The sequence below is a fragment of the Curtobacterium flaccumfaciens pv. betae genome, from assembly GCF_026241855.1.
Classification (GTDB): Bacteria; Actinomycetota; Actinomycetes; order Actinomycetales; family Microbacteriaceae; genus Curtobacterium; species Curtobacterium flaccumfaciens.
Genome location: NZ_JAPJDC010000001.1, coordinates 1,797,933 through 1,820,273, shown reverse-complemented (window position 1 = coordinate 1,820,273; position 22,341 = coordinate 1,797,933). Strand labels below are relative to the sequence as shown.

Sequence of the window (22,341 nt, the reverse complement as noted above, 5' to 3'; positions counted from 1 at the left end):
GGCGTGCCCGCGCCCCGGTCCACACTCGGTCGAGAACCCGAGCCGACCGCGACCGCAGAGAGGACGAGACATGACCGACGTCTCCAGCCAACCGCCCGCCGAGGGCGACGACCGCCGCATCCTGACGAACCGCCAGGGCCACCCCGTGTACGACAACCAGAACCAGCGCACCGTCGGAGCCCGTGGCCCGGCGACGCTCGAGAACTACCAGTTCCTCGAGAAGATCAGCCACTTCGACCGCGAACGGATCCCGGAGCGGGTCGTGCACGCCCGCGGTGCGGTCGCCTTCGGGTACTTCGAGGCCACCGGCGCGTGGGGTGACGAACCAATCGCGCAGTACACCCGCGCGAAGCTGTTCCAGGAGCCGGGCAAGCGCACCGACCTGGCGATCCGGTTCTCCACCGTGATCGGCGGCCGTGACTCCTCCGAGGCCGCCCGCGACCCGCGCGGCTTCGCCGTGAAGTTCTACACCGAGGACGGCAACTGGGACCTCGTCGGCAACAACCTCGGCGTCTTCTTCATCCGCGACGCCATCAAGTTCCCCGACGTCATCCACTCCCTCAAGCCCGACCCCGTGACCTTCCGGCAGGAGCCGGCGCGCATCTTCGACTTCATGTCGCAGACCCCCGAGTCGATGCACATGCTCGTCAACCTGTTCAGCCCACGCGGCATCCCCGCGAACTACCGCACCCAGCAGGGCTTCGGCGTGAACACCTACAAGTGGGTGAACGCAGACGGTGACACCAAGCTCGTCAAGTACCACTGGATCCCGTCGGTGGGTGTGTCGTCGATGACCGAGGCCGACGCCGCAGCCGTGCAGGCCGGCGACCTCGGGCACGCGTCGAAGGACCTGTACGAGGCGATCGAGCGTGGTGAGTACCCCGAGTGGGAGCTCCGTGTGCAGCTCATGGACGACCACGAGCACCCGGAGCTCGACTTCGACCCGCTCGACGACACGAAGGTGTGGCCGGAGAACGAGTTCCCGCCGAAGCCCGTCGGCAAGATGGTCCTGAACCGCAACGTCACGAACCACTTCGCCGAGAACGAGCAGCTGTCCTTCGGCACCGGCGTGCTCGTCGACGGCCTGGACTTCTCCGACGACAAGATGCTCGTCGGCCGCACGTTCTCGTACTCGGACACGCAGCGCTACCGCGTCGGCCCGAACTACCTGCAGCTGCCGGTGAACGCCCCGAAGAACGGCGCCGTCGCGACCAACCAGCGCGACGGACAGATGGCGTACCACCAGGACCACGGCGGCGAGAACCCGCACGTCAACTACGAGCCGTCGATCACCGGCGGCCTGCGCGAGGCGGAGTACCCGACCCACGACGACCAGGGACCGGAGATCGTCGGGCGGCTCACCCGCAAGCGGATCCCCCGGACGAACGACTACACCCAGGCCGGCCAGCGGTACCTGCTCCTGCAGGACTGGGAGCGCGACGACCTCGTCGCGAACTTCGTCGACCTCATCTCGCAGGCGGCCCGTCCGGTGCAGGAGCGCATGCTCTGGCACTTCTACATGGTCGAGGACGACCTGGGTCGTCGTGTCGGCGAAGGGCTCGGCATCACCCTCGACGAGGTCAAGGACCTGCCCCCGCTGCAGTCACAGACGCTCAGCGACGACGAGCTCGCCCGCCTGGCGAACCTCGGCCACAACGGCTCCCGCGACGTCGAGGGCCTGATGATGACGCACTGCGTCCCCGACGAACGCGCCGTGCGCGTCTGAGACGCGACCCCAGGACGGACGGGAGGCCCGGTGCCAGCTGGCACCGGGCCTCCCGTCCGTCTCGCTGCCGTCACCTGCCGCAGCGCGTCGCGGACAACCCGGGACGGCGCCATGGAGGCCACGCTCATCGTGGATCGACAGGAGCGACTCCGTGGTCCCGACCGGCACGATCGCGTGGTCGTCGCTCCCGTCCCGTTGATCCGCACCGATGCGACTCATGGAGGCCGCGATGGAACACACGAATCCCCGGCGGTGTGGCGCGAACGCGTCCGCTGCCCACCGACTCCTCGCTGGGACACCACGATGAGGGCCCGGAACCTTGCCGCCGCTGCGATGGTCACGGCTGCCGTCGGCGTCGTCGTCTCGCGCCGCCGACGCGGCGCACCCGGGCCCGCACGGAAGGTGCTGGCCGAACCGCGTTCCGGCTGGCACGCGGTCACGGTGAACCGCGGGCAGGACGCGGTGCTGCCAGGCGGGCGGATCCCCGCGCCGCTCACGGCGTTCGGGCAGGACGTCGAGGTGGAGGCCCGTCCCGCGCCCGGCGATCGTGGCACCGAGCTCCGTGCCCGGTTCCGAGGCGGCGGCCCGGACCCACGGGGTCGGCTGCGGGCCGCTCTGCGTGAGGCGAAGCAACTCATCGAGGTCGGCGAGGTGCTCCGGGTGGATCCGGTCCCCCACGGCCGACGGAAGGCCACACCCACCGGCGCGTTGGTGGACGTGGCGACGAAACGGAGCAACGAGGAGGGTGTGCTGTGAAGGCGCTCTGTTGGACCGGGGTCAACGAGACCGCGGTGGAGACGGTGGAGGACCCGAAGATCCTCAACGATCACGACGTGATCCTGAAGGTGCGTCTGAGCACCACCTGCGGCTCGGACCTGCACCTGCTCGGCGGGTACATCCCGACCATGCGATCCGGTGACGTCCTGGGGCACGAGTTCATGGGCGAGGTCGTCGAGACGGGATCGGCCGTCACGAAGCACAAGGTGGGCGACCGGGTCGTCGTCTGCTCGTTCATCGCCTGCGGGCAGTGCTGGTACTGCACCCACGGGCAGTTCTCACTCTGCGACAACGGCAACCCGAACCCGGGCTTGACCGAGGCGATGTGGGGGTCGTCGATCGGCGGCTGCTTCGCCTACAGCCACGCGCTCGGCGGGTTCGCGGGCAGCCACGCCGAGTACGTCCGCGTGCCCTACGCCGACCAGGGGGCGTTCACGGTCCCCGACGGCGTGTCCGACACGGCCGCCCTGTTCGCCTCCGACGCCGCACCCACGGGGTGGACCGGAGCCGACCTGGCCGGGATCACACCGGGTGACACCGTCGCAGTGTGGGGCGCCGGTGGTGTGGGCCAGATGGCCGCTCGTGCGGCGATGCTGCTCGGCGCCGAGCAGGTGATCGTGATCGACCGTCTGCCCGAACGGCTGCGACAGGTGCGCGAGCACATCGGTGCCGAGACGCTCGACTACACGAGCGACGCCGTGCTCCCGGAACTCAAGGAACGCACCGGCGGTCGGGGTCCCGACATCTGCATCGAGGCCGTCGGCATGGAAGCGCACGGCACCGGACCGCTGTACCTGTACGACCAGGCCAAGCAGCAGCTGCGGTTGCAGACCGACCGGCCGACCGCCCTGCGCGAGGCGATCTACGCGTGCCGGAAGGGCGGCAGCCTGTTCTCGCTCGGGGTCTTCGGTGGGCTCGTCGACAAGTTCCCGTTCGGCGCGATCATGAACAAGGGCATGACGGTCCGCGGTGCGCAGCAGCACGGGCACCGCTACATCCCGATGATCCTCGACCGCATCGCCGCGGGAGAGATCAGCACCGAGCACCTCGCCACGCACGTGATGCCACTGTCGCAAGGGCCGCGCGGGTACGAGATGTTCAAGAACAAGGACGACGGCTGCGTCCGCGCCGTCTTCACCCCCGGCGTGTGACGACCGACCACGCAGCGGACAGGAGGAAGGAACGACCATGAAGGCACGACGATGAACGACCGGATACTCTCCACGCGCCGGGCGCTCGTCATCGCGGGGATCGGGGTCCTGGTCGGGGTCGCGTTGACCTTCACCGGGGCTCCGTCCCTCGGGCCGCTCGCGGCCTGGTGCACGGCGGGCCTGATCGCGCTGGTCCAGGTCTGGCACAAGTGCTGGCGCCAGGACGCCGACGGCACCGAGCGTCTCGCACGCGAGGAGTCCGAGACACGGGTCAGTGACAACGCGCTCATCGTGGCCTGTTTCGCGAGTCTCGCCGCCGTCGTCCTGGCGCTGAGCGAAGCCAGCCAGGCGCGAGATCCGGCCTCGGTCGCGGCGGTCATCCTGGGTGTGCTCGGCACGATGGTGGCGTGGGCGCTGGTCAACACGGTCTACGCCTTGAAGTACGCCCGGATGTTCTTCCTCGACCACCGGGGCGGTGGGTTCGACGTCAAGCAGGACGGGCGGCCGACCTACAGCGACTTCGCCTACTTCGCCTTCACGATCGGCATGTCGTACGCGGCACCAGAGGTCGAGCCGGATGACAGCGAGACCCGGCGGAAGGCGTTGCCGCACGCGCTGCTGTCGTACTTCTTCGGGACGGTGCTGATCGCGGTCGCCATCAACCTCGTGACGAACCTCGGTCAGGGGTGAGCGGAGGGATCCTCGTCGCCCCGAGGCTGACCGGCGTGACCGACCTCGCTCCTGACCAGACCGCGCCGAGCGCCCCCGCGTTCGTGGCACCGATCGGCGGTCTCGTCGTCGGGTTCATCGTGCGGCGCGACGTGCGACTGACCGGTGAGCGGGGCGACGGCATCGCGTTCGCGGCGATCCTGATCGGGGCGACGCTGACGATGTTCGGGATCATCGTGCCGCTGTTCCTCGGCGGTGCGGGGTTCTTCGACCTGGACCTCCAGCTCTGAGCACCGGTCGCCGGTCGCTACCCTGACCGAGTGGGGAACGATGACGACGTCTCGACGCTGATCCGGCCGGCGACGCCCGCCGATGCGGATGCGATCGCCCACGTGCACACGGTGTCGTGGCGAGAGACGTACGGTCGGTTCGTCGACGACCCGGACACGAGCCCGTGGTTCGACGCGGGTCGCCGGGTCGACATGTGGCGGTCGACGCTCGCGATTCCTGGCGCCCGAGGAGTCGTCCAGGTCGCCCTGGACAGCACCGGTGTCGTGGGGTTCGCCGCGGCGCAGTCGACTCCCGAGCCGGATGCCGTCCGCCCCGAGGAGCTGACGACGCTCTACGTCCTGGCCCGTGCGCACGGGACCGGAGCAGGCCAGACACTCCTCGACACCGTGCTCGCCGATCGTCCGGCGTCGCTGTGGGTGGCCGCGGACAACCCGCGGGCGCACGCCTTCTACCGGCGGAACGGGTTCGCACCCGACGGTGCCGAGTCGGCGTTCGGACCGATCCCCCGGACCGTGCGTCTGGTGCGTTGAGGGTCAGTCCCCCACCGGCGCGGAGATGTCCCACACGGTGGTCTCCTCGTACTGCTCGGACCAGCCGCGGCGCATTCGTGCGGCGGCACGGTCGAACGCGTCGACGACGTCGGTGTCCGGCGTCAGCAGCGCCTGCAGGCGGATGCCGTCGTAGAGGGCGAGCAGCTGCTGCGCCCCGCGGATCGGGTCCATCGTCGCCGGTTCGCGGCCGGAGCGCACGTCCTCCTGCAGCGCGGTGCGCACGGTCTCGCGGAACTGCAGGTACGCGGACCGGTAGTAGTCGGCGCCGTCCGTCGACGGGTCGGTCGAGATGGCGAGAGTCGCGGCGATCAGGCGCATGAGGGACGGGTCCTCGGCGTGGGCGGAGAGCAGCGCGTGCAGGAACGCGACCGTGCCCTTCTCACCGGCGAGCGGCAGCAGCGGTGCCGACACCGCGCGGGTCCACCGCATCACCGCGGCGGCCAGCAGTGCGTGCTCGGAGGGGAAGAGCTCGAGGATCTCGGCCTGCCGCATCCCCGACCGGGACGCGACGCCCTCGAGCGAGAAGCGTGAGAGTCCGCCGTCGTGGAGGACGGCGATCGCACCGTTGATCGCCCGCGTGCGCGGGACTTCCTCGTCCGCGGCGTTCTGGTTCGTCAGTGGTGCCAGCGGGTGCTTGCGGAACCAGTCCAGGAGTGCGCGAGCGCGGGAGGCCCCGAACGCCAGGTCGGTCGGGCGACCCGGGCTGAACAGGTCGCTGAACCCCGGAACGTCGTGCATCAGCGGGTCGAGGGACTGGAACGCCATCGACCAGTCCGGGAACGAGCGCTGTGTGATCGGCTCGTCGAGCAGCACCCGGACGTTCGTGTGTCGCGGGTCGGCTCGGACCTGGTCGAAGCGCTCCCGGACGACGTCGTCCTCGCCCTCGATGATCCCGATGCAGTTGTCGTCGCGGTGCGCGAGCATGCCGGTGACGCCGAGCCGGGTGTTCTTCTCGCGACCGACCGCCAGGATCTGGGCGAGTTCGGAATCCGTGATCGGACGGGTCTGGGTGCTGGTGTAGACGAGCGATCGCATGGTGCTGCTTCCTGGTCGGACGGTCCCCCGGTGTGTGGGAGGCGCCGCCGTGTCGAACCCGAATCGACTCGACGGCACCTCGTGGCCACCGTAACCAGCGGTGACCACCTTCACTGCGACGCAAGACGGTCCGTGGCTGAGCGGCACCCGGAGGATGCCGACCTCTGAATGGAACCATCCGGCAGCGTCCGGCGGTACCCCCACTACGGGGAACGCACGTTCTCCGGCCGCTTTCCGGGGCGAGCGTCAGTGCGCGCGGTCGGCCGACGGGGGCGCCTCGACGATGCGCTCGCCCGTCGTCGGGTCCCACCCGATGGTGCGGGGTTCCGTTGCTCGCGAGCGTCGTTCCTCGCGCGGGAAGAACGGACGGGCACTGGGCAGGTAGCTGAGCACCGCGGCGACGACGACGCAAACGGTGTCGACGAGGTTCCAGCCCACGCCGTCGGTGGCGATGGTGATCACTTCGCTGCAGGCAGTCAGCCCGGCGATGATGGCGAGCCAGAGTCGCGCGTTCCCGGAGCCTCGTCCCATCCGCGTCGCCAGCCACACGAACAGTGCCGACCAGGCGAGGACGAGGACGAGCCCGAGCGACGCCCCGATGATCGCGCCGCCGGCTTCGCGCATGGACACGACCATGCCGGGCGCAGCGGCCACGAGGCTGATGATGACGGACGCCCACCAGAGGGCCACGGCGATCGTGACGACCCGCGGTCGCGTGCGCTGTTCAGTGTGCTGTTCCATCAGGTGCTCCCCCGTCGTTCCGCTGCATGCGGCTCGACGATCCTACGGTGACGGAGCGGAGCCACGGTCTCGCTGCTTAGGGGCGGTAGTCCTCGCGACGCGGCAGGAGCTCCGCCGCGTGGGAATCGATGTACGGCTTCGCGCCCAGCATCCCGCCAATCGTCTTGGCGACCGTCGTGAGCAACGCTCCGAGTCCCCGTGCCACGATGCTCAAGATCTTCATGGTGCCCCCTCGTCGGACCGACCCTCGGTGTCGGCCTCGTCCCGTCACACCGTACGCGGAACAGCCGGATTCCCGCCAGGGACGGCAGACTCTCGGTTCCGTCGTCGATCGACGTCGCGCATAGGCTGGACGCCCGACCGGGGAGGAGTCGCGATGCCGGTGGTCCGTGAGCGAGTGCCGTTGTGGCGCACACCCTGGTGGCACCCTCGCCGCTGGGAGGCGCGGATGTGGGGGCTGCTCGTTGCGGCTGCTGCTGGCGGCGTCCTCCGCGAAGTGGCGCATCCGTTCTACGACGAAGGGGTGCGGGCGGTCGCGAACTGGCTCGCCCTCTGCATCCCAGGATGTGTGATCGCGTACGTCGTGGTCGGCCGGTGGAAGAAGGGCCTGACCACGCTGTGGAAGCCGTCGTGGCGCGAGCTCCGACGGATCCTGGTGGCAGCACCGCTCGGAGTGCTGGCCCTGCGGCTGCTCATCGAGGACGACGACGGGTGGTTGTGGCTGCTCGCCGGGGTGTCCGCCGCGCTGCTCGCGCTCGCGGTGGCTCGCTGGGTCGCTGCGCGCCGCGATCGTCGACGTCGGACGAATGCCTACGGGACGGTGTCCGCTGACCCGTACGCGTAGCGCCCGATGGGGTTCGTCTGTGCCCTACGCGTCCCGTGCTGCGGCCGCCTTCGACGGTAACCGCGATGCCACGAGCGTCCCGACGAGCGCCACCACCGCGAAGGCCGCGAACCCGAACGGCAGCCCGATCGCGCTGCCGACACCACCGACGACGAGTGGTCCGACGGCGTCCCCGGTCTCACGCCCGAGCTCCGCTGAGCCCATGGTCCGCCCGAGCCGCTCGGGCGGTGTCGTGCCGGCGAGGTGCGCGAACGCGACGGGTGTCAGCGTGGCGACACCGGCTCCGGCGAGCAGGGCCGCGATGAAGACGGCCACCGCCGAGGGTGCGACGGCGACCACCAGGAACGCAGCGGCCACCGCGGCCGTCCCGGCCACACCCGCCACCCCGGTGCCGAGACGCCCGGCGTCGTGCAGTCGACCGGCGACGGGCTGCACGAGCGACGACGTCACCGCGAGGACGGCGACCGCGAGCGTCGACACCAGGAGCGGGATGCCGACCTCGGTACCGAGCGCCGGGAGCATCCCGGTCAGCGCGCCGATCGCAGCGCTGCCGACTGCCAGGACGACGACCGGGATCAGGAACTGGCGCTCCGTGGCCGCTCGGACCATCACGGCGAGCGTGGCCCGCTGCCGGGGCAGGGGCACGATCGGCTCGACGGCGACGAGCACCGCCACCGCCGTCGCGAGAGCCATCACGACGAGGATCCCGAAGAGCCACTGCGTGCTGCCGAACTGCACCACGAGTGCACCGATGACCGGTCCCCCGGCGTAGCCGAGACCCTTCCACGAGCCGTACCGACCGAAGTACGTCCCGCGACGGTGCGCCGGAACGAGGCGGGCGACCGCGGCGGACGATGCCGGCGAGAACGCGGAGGCGCCGGCACCCTGCAGCAGACGCGCGAGGCCGAGCCAGAACGGTCCGGTCCCGAACACGCCGATCAGTGAAGCTGCCGCGAAGATGACGAGTCCGCCGACGATCACCGGTCGCGGGCCGATGCGGTCGGACAGTGCGCCGAAGACCGGCTTGAGGACGAGTTCGGCGACGTCGTAGAGCGCCAGGAAGAGCCCCAGCCACGCGAGCGTCAGGCCGAGTTCGAGGTGCTCGCCACCGACCGCCGCGGCGATGCCGTTCGCCCCGAAGGCGGTCACGAACCCCGCGGCGTACAGCGGAGCGAGCCGAGGGGCGGTGGTCGTCGACGGGGCGGTCACGTGCCCACCTTGGCCGATCACGGGCCGGACCGCCAACGATCACGCTCATTCGTCGCGACGCGGAGCAAGCCTGCCGGAACCCTCACTGTTCGGTCTCGATCGACATGTCGTTGACGAATCGTCAGCGACCGCGACGCATCATGGGTGGCATGAAACCGTGGACTGTGGCCGAGACCACCGAGCTCATCGTCAAGAGCTGGTTGTGGATGACGCTCATCACCGCGCCGGTCGCCACCGTCATCGCCGTTGCGTGGTGGAACCCCATCGCCCTCTCCCTCTTCGTTCCGGCCTCGCTCGTCTTCACCGGCATCGGAGCGGCCATCGGCGGCATCGCCTCCATCCCCTTCTCCCACGGACTCAGCCGAGCGCTGATGCGAGTCCGGAGCCGCCTCGTCCACGCCGTCGCACACTCACTGCTCGCCGGCGCACTCGCGGCGGCATCCTTCGCGCTCTTCCTCGTCATGAACGATGGGGACGACATCTGGACGTGGCCGCTCATCGCCTCCGCAGCCGCCGGCATCGCCGCAGCGATCGCGCGGTGGCGGCTCGACCGCACCAGGATGACGGCAGAGCCGACACCGGCGGACGCCGTCGAAGACGCCGGGGCATAGCCGGACCACGACCAGCGCCCGTCGGAACTCGGCGGCACAGGGAGCGACGGCCGCACGACCTGCGCCACACGGCGGCGAACCTGACCATGTCCGCTGGCGTACAGGTGCGGCTCGTACAGGACATGCTCGGACAGCACACGGTGCTCGCCCGGGCGGCTCCCGTCGTGGACCCGCCGCTCGGAAGTCCCGATCGACTGGCGTCGGTAACGCCCTGCAGGTGGCACACGTCTTTCCGGTGGGTGAACTCGAGTTCGTCTGAGGTGGCGACGGCCACTTCCGACCGGTCGATAGGGTCGGTTCGTGGGGAACTCCGTGATGCTGAACGTGCTGGCCGCTTCGTCGCCGATGGTGGGAGCCGACCCGGCTGTTCACGCCGGGGAGGTCGACCTGGACGCGGTCACCGGTGAGTGGGAAGTGCAGTGGCTCCTGCCGTTCCTGTGGATGGGGTTCGTCCCCGAACCCTGGTTCGCAGCGCACGCTGACCGGCTCCTCGCAGCGCTTGCAGCTGGTGAAGACGAGAGCCCGGGCCTCACCGATGCCGTCGTGCCCTGGTCCACCGCTGCTGAGGCGTTCCGAACGCGGCTGCCAGCGGTGGTCGCCGTGTGGCCGGAGTTCGCTGAGCCCGCGAATCGGTTCCTCTCGGATGTCACCTCGGTGGCGGAGCGGACAACGAACCCCGTCATCCGACTGCAGCTCGATGAGCTGGTCACGGCGTCGTGGGGCGATGAAACGGAACTCAGCCGGTACGTCGCCGACGTCCTCGCTGACGCGGACCAATGGGACGACCCTCGACGGACCGCTGAGGGTCGGGTGTCCGACTTCCACCGGGCAGCGGCAGCAGACGAGCCAGGCCGGTCGTTCCTGCTCGGTGGTGAATGGATGTACGGCGGGTCTTCGTTGCCGCGTGACGAACCGGTGCCGTTGCCGGCTCCGAGCCGGGCGGCACCATCTGCGCCGCACGATGCACGCGTCGACCGTCAGGCGGAGACGCCTCGGGTGCCGAGACCTTCGTGGATCAACGAGCGGCAGTGGGCCGGCCGCTACGGGACCCGTGGTGAGGACCTCTGGCAGGTCGCAGCTCGGAAAGCCCGAGCGCAGGCGAACGTGTGGCCGTGGCACTGGGCAGTAGCGATCGCGGTGACGTTCGCAGTCGTGACGTGGCTCATCGTCGGCATGTTCTCCGACAGCATGCCGTGGGCAACCGTCGCCGGAGGAGTCGTCCTCGTCAGCGTTGCTGCGCTGTGGGGTCGCGCTGCAGCGCGAGCACGCCGAAGCTAGCGCAGCGGACGTCGCTGGTTCAACCGGGCGGTGCTGATGAACCGGTCGAGTGCGTCGCCGACGTCGTCGTGCCAGGAGCCGTCGGACCAGGCGCCGGCTTTCTCGTCGGTTGCCCAGACGTGCCAGCGGCCGTCCTCTTCGTCAAGCGCTGCCGCGTCGGCGGTCCCCCGCTCGCCGGGCCAGAGGACGCGCAGGCGTTCGTTGGCGACCACCGCGCGGGCTTCGTCCAGGTCGGTGAACGGCAGTGGTTTCCGCCACTGGTCGATGACGACGCCGATGCGCTTGCTGGGGGTGCCGTCCCAGTCGATGTCGAACCCTCGGTCGGTGAGGACGCTGGCGACCCGCTCACCGGCGGTCAGCTGGGACCGTTCGTTGACGGCTGCTTCACCTCGGGTGGAGAGCATCGACTTCGCGACCAGGTCGGGATCGATGTCAGGTGCTGGGCGGAACGACCCGTACGCGAGGCGGAGAACGCACCGGTGCAGGGCGAGCCCGTCCGTGTCCTGCTCGTGGAAGTAGACGTACGCCCACTCTCGGTGTCCGTCGGGTGCTGTCTCGTCCGGGGTCCTCCGGTCACGTGCTTCCAGGAACCCGTCGCTCTGGTCGACGCCGAGGTTCATACCGGTGACGAAGCCGTCGCGGGCGAGCTCCGCGAAGGCGAACCGGAGACGGTCGTACTGGCTGCTGCGCCAGTCCCAGTTTGCTTCCTCTGTCCGGCGTGCATCCCACATGAGTCGGGTGCGCTCGAGGACAGTGCGGCGGAGCTCGTCAAGGTCCGGTGCGTCGTCCTCGTACCATTCGATGACTGTTTCGACGATGTCGTCGAAGCGGCGGAACCCGGGCAGCATCTGCTCGGTGACCGTTTCGTCGATCATCTGCTCGTCGGGTGCAACCTCGTCGAGGATGTCGTACTCGGTCTGGTCGATGCTGTCGTCCGGCTTCCGCCGCCGCCACCTGTCGAAGATCCCCACGGACGGATCCTATGCGGCGACGGTGTCACGCCGCCCGGACGCGTACCGGTCCGGGCGTGTGGTGGTGCAGCAGTTCGAGGTCCTGCGCCGGCAGGACGCGGACCACGGCGGGCTCAGGCAGACGAGGATGCTCGCGGAACCGTGCGGATCGCGGCCTACGTCTGCGTGAGGACCTTCGCGTGACCGTGGCCGTCGGCGAAGACGTACGCGGACCCTCCGCCGAAGTTCGAGCCGAGGGGGTCCTCGTCGAGCATCGCGACGAACCGGTATCCGTCCGGCGTCTCGTCGTTCTGGATCCACGCCGGGTTCCCGCCCCACTGGCCGGCGACGGTGACACCGTCGGCGCGCGCTTCGATCAACGCGTCGGAGTAGTCATCCGCCCCTGCCTGGTGCACGCCGAGGAGCCATGGTTCACCGGTGAGCACGGCGGTGCCGGACGGTGATGCCGGTCGTCCGGCCGGGTGCAGCTCGCGTCCACCGACGACGATGGCAGCGTTGGACCCGGCGTCCGGGTCCCAGGACGGGCACGAGCCCGGGTCTGCCTGGCAGATGAAGACGAGGATGAGGCTGCCGTCGTACTCGAGCTGCGCGGTGAACTGCATCGGCTCGTCGTGTTCAGCGCAGGTCGGCCAGTCGAATCCATCGTGAACGGCGGGCAGCCCGCCGAGCCGCGAGGACACCAACGGCGCGGTGAGGTCCGACCGGTACGCGCCGAGGAGCCGAAGACCGGCTCGGGCTCGGTGCGCTGCGGCAGCGCCATGACCCCGGGTTGACGAGGACGCCGCGCTGAGGCGGATGCTCTCCGGCGTGCCGCTGCGGACGGCGGTCACGACGAACGACGGATCGTCGGTCGGGAGGTCCCATCGCAGGAGGGACCGGTACGGCTCCTTCCCTGTCCCGGTGAACGGGGCAGGACCGTTGTCCTCCGCAAGGAGCATCCGCTCGACCTGCCAGGCGTCCAGGGGTGGGTAACCGGCGGCAGTTGCCTCGGCGACGACTCGGGTTGCGGTTCGCCGAGCAGTCGCCTGCCGGCGCTGGCGGCCGCTCCGGTACAGGACGAGATGGAGCAGGTGCGCGACGATGGGGAACGGGAGCACCCACGCGGCCGCGAGGAGGGACGACTCCCTCTGACTGCGGTAGTCGAACGCGTCGTAGTAAACGGAGATGGCGATGTAGGCGATGACGCCGAACGTGTACACGAGCGTGTAGACGGCGCCGAACACCTGCAGCCCCGGCGGGGTGCGCACCGCGGCAGCGGCGCTGGTGTCGACGATGACGTCCGCCGGCATGTCCGCTGTCAACGGCGGGGACCGAGCGTGAGAGACGAGACGACGCCGATGACCGCCCCGCCGACGAACGATGCGACGGCATCTGCACCGGTGAGGACACCGGCGGACGGACGGTGTCGGTGTGGACGGTACGTGCTCATGCTGCTCCCCCGAGAGTGCTCTGCGCTCACGGTACCGCCAGATGCAGCGGGATCAGGCGGGGACCGCGTTGCACGTCGTCGCGGGCGGCGACGTGCAGGAGCGCCAGCACTGTGCGGCAGTCGGTGACGACGCGGTGGGGCCGGCCGGTGGTCGCCTGCTCGGTGGCGATGCGGATGCTGGCCGCTTCTGCTGCGGTGGAGTCGGCCATCGGAGGGCACAGGCACGCCGTTGCCCACCCTGGCCGACCACGGGCTGCACCGCCAACGTCGCGCGTGTCCGACCTCCGACGACCCCGTGTGCGGGCTCGTGGCAGCGGCTCGCCTCCGAGCTCATGGACGCTGCGGCGGCCGCTGCTTCGTTCCCGGGTTCGTGGTCGTCGTCGACGGCATCGTCGGGCCGTGGATGCTGCACCACTTCCGGACGCCCTCGTCGACGAGGCGCCGATCCTCGCGATGCGGGAGCAGTTCTCCGCGCTCCGGCCGCTCGAACACCACGTGATCGACACGACGGGACACGCACCCTCGGAGACACTCACCGCGGTCCGTGCGGCCGTCGAGGCAGGCACGTTCCTGCTGCGCCGGAACCCGGTCAGCTGAGCGGCGCGGGGCGGGGAACGGGAACGGGAACGACGAAAGGCTCGCAGGTCCGCCCCGGCGAGACCCCACAGGCAGCGCCCGACGGAGTCTGACCCGACCGATCAACCGATCGACCCCGGGATCTCAGCACTGTTGAGGCGCCGGATAATCGGCTCGGTCTGGGCCATCCCGGTCGGCCTCGAGGGAACGCCGTCGCTACAGCCGGATCGCCCACTCGATGGTCGGCGGTGATCCGCCACCGTGCCGGAGGGCGTAGTCGTCCAACACCGCCCGGCGGACGTCCACTCCGCTCGCGAATCGTTCCAGGTGCGTCAGGAGCCACGCTGCCGGCGCCTCGTCGATCTTCTCCTGCCACTGCGGGTCGAGCAGCTCGTCCGGTTGATGCACTGAAGCGTGGGTGTCACGGCCGTCGAACTCGTAGACCGCGACTCGGCGCGCGGTGAACGCCAGCCAGACTCCTCGTTCGGTGACGACGTCGCCGGGGTCCCGATCGTTCCGCTGCCACTCGCAGACCTTGTGGAACAGCACCGGCGTGGTCGCGCGTCGGGCACGCTTCCACCTCCGGCCGATCTGCATGACCACCACCGTACCGGGCGGGGTCCACGGAGCATCGCGGTCCTGGCGGACTAGGAACGGCGAGCAGACCGGAACGAAGCAGAAAGCCCCCGGCCGGACCTGGTGGTCCTGCCGGGGGCTTCGTGGTGGTGGGCGATACTGGGATCGAACCAGTGACCTCTTCCGTGTCAGGGAAGCGCGCTACCGCTGCGCCAATCGCCCAAGTCCCTGCGTGGACCGGAGTCCATCAAGGTCTTGGAGGGTGGATCTGGAGGTGGGGACGGGATTCGAACCCGCGTGGACGGCTTTGCAGGCCGCTGCCTAGCCTCTCGGCCACCCCACCATCGAGGTTCACGTCTCCGTGAGTACCCGAACGGTGGGATACCCTCTGGTGAGTCGCGGGCCTTCGAGAAGACCCACACTCGAGCGGATGACGAGATTCGAACTCGCGACCCTCACCTTGGCAAGGTGATGCGCTACCACTGCGCCACATCCGCACTTGTCGTTCCGCTGTCGCGGCGACGACGTAAACTCTATACGCACCGGGGCACTTCCACCAAAATCCTCCCCGTTCACCGGGCGTGTCCCCCGAGTTCATGCGGATCGGGGCGGTTCGACACCCCCTGTGGGCAGCGCGCCACACCCGGGCCGCGCGATGTGTTCGATGCACCGCCGGACTTCCGCTAGTATCGATCCGCACGAACAGTGCAGGGGGCGATTGGCGCAGTTGGTAGCGCGCTTCGTTCACACCGAAGAGGTCATCAGTTCGAGTCTGGTATCGCCCACAGAGCAACACGAACACCACCGACAAGAGCCCGACGCAGCAGCGTCGGGCTCTTGTCATCTCATCAGGCCGCAGCACGCGGGCCAGACCACCAGCACGATCGGACGAAGGGGCGCATGACCGACGTCGACCTCGAGTTCGCCCGGGTCCGAGCGGTCCTCGACCGTCCGACCCTGCGGCTCATGTCCCGGCCGACCAGCGCCACGGTCCTCGCCGTGTTCCGCACGGTCTTCGACCGCGACGTGCAGTACGTCCCCGCCGACCGCATGCACCTGCAGGTCGAGGAGCACGTCGCGCGCCTGCAGGCGGCGGGTGCCCGCGTGCCCGCCAGCGACCAGGCGGTGCCGGCAGCCAGTGCGCAGACCGACAGCGAGCCGACCGGGGGCGAGCAGGAGGCCCGCCCGAACGGCCGGGCGCTGTGCCGCGAGTGGGTCGGCGCCCAGTGGCTCGTCCGCTCGAACTCCCCCGACGGCGACGAGCAGTACTCCCTGACCAGCCACGCCCTCGAGGCCCTGAGCCTCGTCGACGCCCTGTCGGCCGACCGCGCCCTGATCAGCGAGAGCCGGCTGGCGATGATCGTGGACGCGGTGCACCGGTGGGCGGCCCGCGCCGAACCCGACCCCGACGTGCAGATCCGCCGGATCGACGCCCAGATCGCCGAGCTGCAGGCCGAGCGGGAGCGCCTGGAGCACGGCGACGACGTCGTGGCCGTCGACGACGACCGGATGCGCGACGGGTACACGAACATCTCCGACCTGATCCGGCAGCTGCCGAGCGACTTCAAGCGCGTGGAAGAAGCGGTCGCGACGATGCACCGCTCGATCGTCGAGGACTTCCGGCAAGAGGTCCGCCCGATCGGCGAGATCCTCGACGACTACCTGGCGCGCACGGACAACCTGATGGAAGCGACGCCCGAGGGCCGTGCCTTCGAGGGTGCCTTCGAGCTCCTCCGCGACGACGCCCTGCTCCTGCGGCTCCGCGACGACATCGCGACGATCCTGGCGCACCCGTTCGCGCAGGGCCTCGGAGCCGGCGAGCGTCGGGCCTTCCGCAACACCGTGACGATCCTGCGCCAGGGCATCGAGGACGTCCTCGCCCAGCGCCGTCAGCTCACCGCCACGCTCCGCGACCAGATCGTCGCCCACGACGTGGTGCGCGACCGCGAGCTCGACGCGGTGCTCCGCTCGATCAACCGCGGCCTCGCCACCCTGATGGACCAGGGCGGCGCACGCGACCGGATCCCGCTGCCGCTCCTGCCGGCGGCGGCCGAGGTCGGCACGCTGCGCGAGCGCTTCTACGACCCGGACGCCGAGTCCGTGCCGCCGCCCATCGAGGAGCCCGACGACGACGTCTTCGAGGACCTCGACGTCGAGATGCTCCGCAAGCACGGTGGGCCGCTCCTGACCGAGCTGCGCGCGGCACTCCGCTTCGCCGAGGCCGACTCCAGCGTCGATGCGTTCCACGGGCTGCCGCCCGAGCAGCGCCGACCGGTCGAGCTCTTCGGCCTCGCGCACCTGCTGACGGGGCGCGACGACTTCGAGTCGGCCGCCCACGTCGCCGAGCACCGCACGGTGCGCCCCGACGGCACCGCGATCACCTTCCACATGCCCACCGCTGCGCTCGACGACGAGCGCACTCCGGTCGGCGACGCACACGACGAGAACGCACAGGAGGCACGGTGAGCGACACGACGCCGGCACCGGTCGACGAGACGGTCCCCTACGACGACCCCGCATCCGTGATGCAGGACGACGAGCGTGACGAGTCCAGCTTCGCCCTCTTCGAGGGCGACGAGGGCCGGCTCGACGAGCACCAGCGACGCGCCCTGGTGGCCCTGCTGCGGCACTCGTACGTCAGCTCCCGCACGCACCCCGACGAGTGGCGTGCGGTCCTCGACGCCGAGTACCAGCTGCGGTCCCGCCTGAACGACCTGTTCCTCGAGTTGCACGTCGACCGTGACCGCGAGGTCGCGTGGAAGCGCCAGGCCCGGTCGGAGAGCCAGCGCCGCACGTTCCCGACCCTGCTCCGCGACCTGCCGTACACCCGCGAGGAGACGATCGTCCTCGTCTACCTGCGGATGCGCCTGCGCGCCGACGCCCGACCGGGCCCGGACCAGGTCGTCGTCGACCGGTCCGAGATCCTCGGGCACGTGGCGGGCTTCCGTCCGGCGACCGCGACCGACCGCACCCGCGACGAGGGCCGGGTCGCCAAAGCGATCGAGCGTCTCGTGACCGCACGCATCCTGATCCGCACCTCCGACCCGGACCGTTTCCGGGTGGCGAGCGTCGTCGAGGTGCTGCTCCCCCTGGAGCGCCTGCTCGAACTGGACGCCTGGCTGCGGACCACCACCGCGCAGGGTGAGGCGACCGCCCCGGGTGGCGAGCCGACCGACGGGGACGACCCGGGCCTCCCGGCAGACGGCGAAGCCGAGACCGACACCGACGACGAAGGCGAGACGGAAGCGTGACCGACACGTTCGAGATCCCGGCGCTCTTCGACACGGTCGCGCAGTGGCGCGCCGAGTCGATGCAGGTCGTCAACTGGGGTGGGTTCCACGGCCACCGGCAGGTCGAGCTGTCCGGCACGGCGACGCTCATCTCCGGCGCCTCGGGCACGGGCAAGTCCACGCTGATGGACGCCTACCTGGCCGTGATGATGCCGTCCGACGTGCCGTTCAACGGCGCCTCCAACGACGCCACCACCGGCCGCGCCCGCAGCGCCGACCAGCGCAACCTGCTCACGTACCTGCGCGGCAAGGTCGACACCCGGCGCGACCCGGAGACCGGCAGCCTGCGCGACGTGAACCTGCGCGGCGACGACCAGACCACCTGGGGCGCTGCGGCGGTCACGTTCCGGAACGACGACGAGCGGCGCTTCACGGTGCTGCGTGCGTACATCGTGCCGAAGCGCGCCCGCGGGGTCGGCGACATCCAGATGACCATGGCGACGGTCGACGACACCTTCGACCTGCGCCGGCTCGAGGAGTTCGTGCCGTCGCGGTTCCACCACCTCGAGCTGACCGGTCGCGTTCCGGGGCTCGTCATCCGCGACACCTACCAGGAGCTCGCGTACACGCTGCAGACGCGGCTGGGCATCGGTGACTCCGGCGGCGGCAACCGGGCGATGCGCCTGCTCGCCCGGATCCAGGCCGGCCAGCACCTGCCGACCGTCGACGCGCTGTACAAGTCGCTCGTGCTCGAGACCCCCGGCACGTACGAGGCGGCCGACCGGGCCCTCGCACACTTCTCCGCCCTCGACGAGGCGTACGAGGCGATGGACACCGAGGAGCGCAAGGTCCGCATCCTCTCCCCCATCACCGACCTGCACGACGAGATCTCGCGCGCGACCGAAGCCGCAGCGGCCCTGGACGGCATCGCGACCGGCGCCGAGGTGTCGCCGTTCGCGCACTGGACGGCCTCGCGGAAGCGCGACCTGCTCGACGCCGAGGTCTCGCGCAACGCCCGGGAGCGCACGGCATCGCGCGCCGAGGTCGCCGCGGCCGAGGCCCGGCACGCCGCCGTCGAGATCGAGCTGCGCGACGCCGAGGCCCGGCTCCGCGACCAGGGCGGCAACGCGCTCGCCCAGCTCGAGGACCGCATCGAACGGCTCACCCGTGAGCGCGACGCCGTGGTCCGCACCCGTGGCACCTTCGACGAGCGCACCGCGGTGCTCGGCACGTCCGTCGCGACCGAGGCCGACTTCACCGCCGCACAGCGCAGCTCGCACGAGTTCCTCGGGTCGTACACCGACGCGCGCACGGCCCTCGACGAGCGCCGCGACGCCCTCACCCGCGAGGAGTACCCGCTCCTCGACCGCGAACGGTCCCTGCGGCAGGAGCGCCAGTCGCTCGAGCACCGGCAGGGCGCCATGCCGCTGCCGATGCACGAAGCCCGGCTCGCGATGGCCCGCGCCGCCGGCATCGACCCGGCCGAACTGCCCTTCGTGGCGGAACTGCTCGACGTGCTGCCCGGCGAGGAGCGCTGGCGCACGGCCATCGAGTCCGTCCTGGCGCCCGTCGCCCGCACGCTGCTCGTCGACCAGGATCGCCTCGGTGACTTCAGCGAGGCGATCGACGCACTGCGCCTGCCCGTCCGCGTGCAGTTCGAGGGTGTGCCGACCGGCCCGCACCTGGACCTCGACGGCGACCCGGCGATGGTGTCCGGCAAGCTCGCCATCAAGCCGTCGCCGTTCAGCACCTGGGTGCGCGAGCGGATCGAGTCCGACCGCACCGACGCCCGCTGTGTCGCCTCGGCGTCCGACCTCGGCGGTGGTGGCCGCCGGGTCACCGAGTCCGGGCAGCTGCGTGACGGCCGTCGTGGCGCGCACGGTGACCGCCGCCAGTCGAACGTCATCGGCTTCACGAACGAGGCCCGCGTCGCCGCGGTCGAGCAGGAGCTCGCCTCGATCGCGCAGGACCTCGCCACGCTCGAGGCCCGCCGCACCGACGTCGCGCAGGACCTCACCGCGCTCGACGTGCTCCGCGCCGCGCACCAGCACGTGGTCGACGCCACGTGGGCCGCGATCGACGTCGACGGCCTGGGAACGTCCCTCGCCCGGCTCGACGAGGAACGGCAGGCGCTGCTCGCCGCCGACGACGGCCTCCGGACGCTGCGGGCCTCGGTCGCCCGGCTCCGGAAGTCCCTCGACGAGGCCGCCGACCGTCGCTCCGCCGCACGACTGTCCGTTGAGCGGCTCGAGGAGCGCCACGCGGTGCTCGTCGACGGCCAGGACGCCGCCGCCGAGATCCTCGAGCGCTTCGAGTCCTCGCCCGGTTCGCTGCCGGACGACCAGCAGGCCCGCCTGCTCGAGGAGACCTTCGAGGAGATCGGCGCCCCGGACGGCGTCGACGGGTTCGACGACGCCACGCGACGGCTGAAGCGCCGGCTCGAGGAGCGGCTCACGCAGGCACTCGACGGTGCCGCAGCAGCCTCGACCTCGTTGACGCTGACGTTCCAGCGGTACCAGGACGCCTGGCCCGACCCGAACCTCGGCACCGGCGTCGCGTCGTACCCGGACTACCACGCGATCCTCGACCAGATCGTGGCGACCGGCCTGCACGCGCGTCGGAGCGAGTGGCGTCGACGCCTGTCGCAGTGGAGCGGCGAGGACCTCGTTCCGCTCGCCGGCGCCTTCGACCGCGCCGTCGTCGAGATCGAGGAGCGCCTCGAGCCGGTCAACGAGATCCTGCGGGAGCTGCCGTTCGGCGCGAACCGGGACCGCCTGAAGATCCAGATCCGCCGGGTCACCCGCGAGGACGTCACCGCCTTCCGCCGTGAGCTCCGCGCCCTGTCGGCCTCGGTCGACACAGAGCTGACCGACGACGTGCTCGAGACGCGGTTCCGGCGGCTCCGGCGCTTCATGGCGGTCATCCGGCCCGACCCGGACGCTGCCCGGGGCCGCACCACCCAGCGCGACGCGGTGCTCGACGTCCGCCGGCACATGGAGATCACGGCCGTCCGGTACGACACCGACGGCAACGACCTCGGCGTGTACTCGTCACTCGGCGACAAGTCCGGTGGCGAGACGCAGGAACTCGTGGCGTTCATCGTCGGCGCCGCGCTGCGCTACCAACTCGGTGACGAGACCCGTCCCCGGCCCCGGTTCGCGCCGGTGTTCCTCGACGAGGCGTTCATCAAGGCGGACTCGGAGTTCGCCGGCCGTGCGGTCACCGCGTGGCTCCGGCTCGGGTTCCAGCTCGTCGTGAGTGCGCCGCTCGACAAGGTCACTGCGCTCGAGCCGTCGATGGAGCGGCTCCTGTCGATGCGCAAGCACCCCGAGACGGGCCACTCGTCCATCACCGAGATCGCCCGGGTGGAGCCGGCAGCCGTCTGACGCGGGCCGCGGTGAGTGGTCGCGCGTGTCGGCTGGTCGAGACACCCCGCTCAGGTTCGCCGAGCGGTCACGAACTGTCGGATGGCGGCGGCGCAGCCGACCGTTCGTGACCGTTCGACGCGCTGCAGGCGGGGTGTCCTGACCACCCGGCCAGCGGCCTGGAGGCGCGGTGCGGGCCCGCCACGGGCCTCCCGGCCGTCGTCCCGCCGGTCGCAACACCCCGCTCAGGTCCGCCGAGCGGTCACGAACCGTCGCCTGGCGGCGGCGCAACCGACCGTTCGTGACCGTTCGGCGCGGTGTCGGCGGGGTGTCCTGACCACCCGGCCCGCGCTTTGGGCGCGACCGACAGCGGCCTGGAGGCGCGGTGCGGGCCCGCCACGGGCCTCCCGGCCGTCGTCCCGCCGGTCGCAACGCCCCGCTCAGGTCCGCCGAGCGGTCACGAACTGTCGGATGGCGGCGGCGCAGCCGACAGTTCGTGGCCACTCGAGGCGCTGCAGGCGGGGTGTCCTGACCACCCGGCCGCGGCCTGGACACGACCGTCGGCGGTCGGGAGGCGCGGTGCGGGTCCGCCACGGGCCTCCCGGCCGTTGCCCCGCCGCTCGCAACACCCCGCTCAGGTTCGCCGAGGGGTCACGAACCGTCGCCTGGCGGCGGCGCAGCCGACACTTCGTGACCACTCGACGCGGTGTCGACGGGGTGTCCTGACCACCCGGCCCGCGCTCTGGGCGCGACCGCCGGCGGCCTGGAGGCGCGGTGCGGGCGCGCCACGGGCCTCCCGGCCGTCGTCCCGCCGGTCGCAACACCCCGCTCAGGTTCGCCGAGCGGTCACGAACCGTCGCCTGGCGGCGCTGCCGCCGACGGTCTGCGACCGTTCGACGCGCCGCAGGCGGGGTGTCCTGACCACCCGGCGGCCAGGCCGTCAGCGTGTCGGCAGCTGCCGCACAGACGTTCCATGACCACGCGCCGCTACGGTGATGGCGTGTTCGGACGCCGCCGCTCCCCCAGTCCCCGCCCCGACGACGCTCCCGGTCTCGGCATCGGTGCCCTCGTGCAGGTCATCGACACCGATCGGGGTGGCGAGCAGTGGGCCGACGAGCCGATCGGGGTGATCGTGGCTCCCGGCGGGAGTCAGATCGGCGGGACACAGCGCACGTGGACCGTCGCGTTCGAGGAGCCCGTGTACACGAAGGACGGCCGCGGCCCCTTCGAGCGCGCGACCGTCCTGAGTCGTCAGCTGGTGCCGGTCACGACCGACAACGGCGAGTAGTCCGGGTCAGGGACTCAGTACTC

At 70.7% G+C, this 22,341-nt stretch carries 22 protein-coding genes and 4 tRNA genes; 15 read left to right on the top strand and 11 right to left on the bottom strand.

All coding sequences use genetic code 11. From position 1 onward, the window contains the following. Window positions 1-70: 70 nt before the first annotated feature. The 6 genes from ORG17_RS08650 to ORG17_RS08625 all read left to right on the top strand — a co-directional run bounded on the left by ORG17_RS08650 (window position 71) and on the right by ORG17_RS08625 (window position 5,144). The gene (locus ORG17_RS08650) at window positions 71-1,726 is read left to right on the top strand and encodes a catalase (RefSeq protein ID WP_214526994.1); all 1,656 of its coding nucleotides are present in this window, start codon (window positions 71-73) and stop codon (window positions 1,724-1,726) included. A gap of 303 nt (window positions 1,727-2,029) precedes the next feature. Next, window positions 2,030-2,482: a hypothetical protein gene (locus ORG17_RS08645; RefSeq protein ID WP_071244646.1), complete on the top strand. Its 453-nt coding sequence runs from the start codon at window positions 2,030-2,032 to the stop codon at window positions 2,480-2,482. After that, window positions 2,479-3,654 carry a zinc-dependent alcohol dehydrogenase gene (locus tag ORG17_RS08640; RefSeq protein ID WP_214526992.1) on the top strand — a complete coding sequence of 392 codons (1,176 nt, stop codon included), beginning with the start codon at window positions 2,479-2,481 and terminating at the stop codon, window positions 3,652-3,654. Before ORG17_RS08645 ends, ORG17_RS08640 begins: the two co-directional genes overlap by 4 nt. Before the next feature lie 51 nt (window positions 3,655-3,705). Next, window positions 3,706-4,344 (top strand): DUF1345 domain-containing protein, encoded by a 639-nt coding sequence (locus ORG17_RS08635; RefSeq protein WP_027465558.1) that lies wholly within the window; start codon window positions 3,706-3,708, stop codon window positions 4,342-4,344. Window positions 4,345-4,379: 35 nt separating this feature from the next. Beyond that, complete coding sequence (locus ORG17_RS08630; RefSeq protein ID WP_173033783.1) at window positions 4,380-4,613, top strand: DUF4190 domain-containing protein; 234 nt, start codon at window positions 4,380-4,382, stop codon at window positions 4,611-4,613. Window positions 4,614-4,643: 30 nt separating this feature from the next. Then, window positions 4,644-5,144 carry a GNAT family N-acetyltransferase gene (locus ORG17_RS08625; RefSeq protein WP_301565223.1) on the top strand — a complete coding sequence of 167 codons (501 nt, stop codon included), beginning with the start codon at window positions 4,644-4,646 and terminating at the stop codon, window positions 5,142-5,144. Window positions 5,145-5,147: 3 nt separating this feature from the next. Here ORG17_RS08625 and ORG17_RS08620 read toward each other — a convergent pair whose 3' ends face one another. The 3 genes from ORG17_RS08620 to ORG17_RS08610 form a co-directional block, all read right to left on the bottom strand. Beyond that, window positions 5,148-6,200 (bottom strand): BLUF domain-containing protein, encoded by a 1,053-nt coding sequence (locus tag ORG17_RS08620; protein WP_214526990.1) that lies wholly within the window; start codon window positions 6,198-6,200, stop codon window positions 5,148-5,150. Window positions 6,201-6,446: 246 nt separating this feature from the next. Then, window positions 6,447-6,941, bottom strand: coding sequence for a hypothetical protein (locus tag ORG17_RS08615; RefSeq protein WP_214526988.1), 495 nt, complete (start codon window positions 6,939-6,941; stop codon window positions 6,447-6,449). Window positions 6,942-7,017: 76 nt separating this feature from the next. Beyond that, window positions 7,018-7,164, bottom strand: a complete 147-nt coding sequence (locus tag ORG17_RS08610) for a hypothetical protein (RefSeq protein ID WP_214526986.1) — start codon at window positions 7,162-7,164, stop codon at window positions 7,018-7,020. A gap of 225 nt (window positions 7,165-7,389) precedes the next feature. On the opposite strand from ORG17_RS08610, the gene ORG17_RS08605 reads away from it, so the two are divergent. Beyond that, window positions 7,390-7,785, top strand: a complete 396-nt coding sequence (locus ORG17_RS08605) for a hypothetical protein (RefSeq protein WP_214526984.1) — start codon at window positions 7,390-7,392, stop codon at window positions 7,783-7,785. Window positions 7,786-7,809: 24 nt separating this feature from the next. On the opposite strand, the gene ORG17_RS08600 is transcribed toward ORG17_RS08605, so the two are convergent. Further along, on the bottom strand, window positions 7,810-8,994 hold the full coding sequence (locus tag ORG17_RS08600; RefSeq protein ID WP_301565224.1) for an MFS transporter: 1,185 nt from the start codon (window positions 8,992-8,994) through the stop codon (window positions 7,810-7,812). Window positions 8,995-9,143: 149 nt separating this feature from the next. Between ORG17_RS08600 and ORG17_RS08595 the strand changes: the two genes are divergently transcribed. Both ORG17_RS08595 and ORG17_RS08590 read left to right on the top strand, forming a co-directional pair. Continuing rightward, window positions 9,144-9,605: a hypothetical protein gene (locus ORG17_RS08595; RefSeq protein ID WP_214526982.1), complete on the top strand. Its 462-nt coding sequence runs from the start codon at window positions 9,144-9,146 to the stop codon at window positions 9,603-9,605. Window positions 9,606-9,905: 300 nt separating this feature from the next. Then, window positions 9,906-10,883, top strand: a complete 978-nt coding sequence (locus ORG17_RS08590; protein ID WP_214526980.1) for a hypothetical protein — start codon at window positions 9,906-9,908, stop codon at window positions 10,881-10,883. Here the strand turns inward: ORG17_RS08590 and ORG17_RS08585 are convergent. The 3 genes from ORG17_RS08585 to ORG17_RS08575 form a co-directional block, all read right to left on the bottom strand. Beyond that, window positions 10,880-11,854 (bottom strand): DUF6891 domain-containing protein, encoded by a 975-nt coding sequence (locus ORG17_RS08585; protein WP_214526978.1) that lies wholly within the window; start codon window positions 11,852-11,854, stop codon window positions 10,880-10,882. The two genes, ORG17_RS08590 and ORG17_RS08585, sit on opposite strands and share 4 nt — an antisense overlap. A gap of 155 nt (window positions 11,855-12,009) precedes the next feature. Beyond that, a complete protein-coding gene (locus ORG17_RS08580) occupies window positions 12,010-13,143 on the bottom strand; it encodes a YwqG family protein (RefSeq protein WP_214526976.1) in 1,134 nt (377 codons plus the stop codon). A gap of 166 nt (window positions 13,144-13,309) precedes the next feature. Next, on the bottom strand, window positions 13,310-13,492 hold the full coding sequence (locus ORG17_RS08575) for a hypothetical protein (RefSeq protein WP_214526974.1): 183 nt from the start codon (window positions 13,490-13,492) through the stop codon (window positions 13,310-13,312). Window positions 13,493-13,682: 190 nt separating this feature from the next. Here ORG17_RS08575 and ORG17_RS08570 point away from each other — a divergent pair, with 190 nt between their 5' ends. Then, window positions 13,683-13,880, top strand: a complete 198-nt coding sequence (locus ORG17_RS08570) for a hypothetical protein (RefSeq protein WP_214526972.1) — start codon at window positions 13,683-13,685, stop codon at window positions 13,878-13,880. Window positions 13,881-14,075: 195 nt separating this feature from the next. On the opposite strand, the gene ORG17_RS08565 is transcribed toward ORG17_RS08570, so the two are convergent. From ORG17_RS08565 to ORG17_RS08550, 4 genes are all read right to left on the bottom strand, one after another. Then, window positions 14,076-14,456 carry a hypothetical protein gene (locus tag ORG17_RS08565; RefSeq protein WP_214526970.1) on the bottom strand — a complete coding sequence of 127 codons (381 nt, stop codon included), beginning with the start codon at window positions 14,454-14,456 and terminating at the stop codon, window positions 14,076-14,078. 126 nt (window positions 14,457-14,582) lie between these two features. Beyond that, a tRNA-Val gene (locus ORG17_RS08560) sits at window positions 14,583-14,657 on the bottom strand. Window positions 14,658-14,704: 47 nt separating this feature from the next. Then, window positions 14,705-14,778: transfer RNA gene (locus tag ORG17_RS08555), tRNA-Cys, on the bottom strand. An 82-nt stretch (window positions 14,779-14,860) separates the two neighbouring features. Further along, window positions 14,861-14,932, bottom strand: a tRNA-Gly gene (locus ORG17_RS08550). 215 nt (window positions 14,933-15,147) lie between these two features. Between ORG17_RS08550 and ORG17_RS08545 the strand changes: the two genes are divergently transcribed. The 5 genes from ORG17_RS08545 to ORG17_RS08525 all read left to right on the top strand — a co-directional run bounded on the left by ORG17_RS08545 (window position 15,148) and on the right by ORG17_RS08525 (window position 22,318). Continuing rightward, a tRNA-Val gene (locus ORG17_RS08545) sits at window positions 15,148-15,220 on the top strand. A 115-nt stretch (window positions 15,221-15,335) separates the two neighbouring features. After that, complete coding sequence (locus ORG17_RS08540) at window positions 15,336-16,901, top strand: DUF3375 family protein (RefSeq protein ID WP_214526968.1); 1,566 nt, start codon at window positions 15,336-15,338, stop codon at window positions 16,899-16,901. Further along, window positions 16,898-17,686, top strand: a complete 789-nt coding sequence (locus tag ORG17_RS08535; RefSeq protein WP_214522518.1) for a DUF4194 domain-containing protein — start codon at window positions 16,898-16,900, stop codon at window positions 17,684-17,686. The genes ORG17_RS08540 and ORG17_RS08535 overlap by 4 nt, the downstream gene beginning before the upstream one ends. Continuing rightward, on the top strand, window positions 17,683-21,051 hold the full coding sequence (locus ORG17_RS08530; protein ID WP_214526966.1) for an ATP-binding protein: 3,369 nt from the start codon (window positions 17,683-17,685) through the stop codon (window positions 21,049-21,051). Before ORG17_RS08535 ends, ORG17_RS08530 begins: the two co-directional genes overlap by 4 nt. 979 nt (window positions 21,052-22,030) lie before the next feature. After that, window positions 22,031-22,318, top strand: coding sequence for a hypothetical protein (locus ORG17_RS08525; RefSeq protein WP_214526964.1), 288 nt, complete (start codon window positions 22,031-22,033; stop codon window positions 22,316-22,318). The last annotated feature ends 23 nt before the right edge of the window (window positions 22,319-22,341 follow it).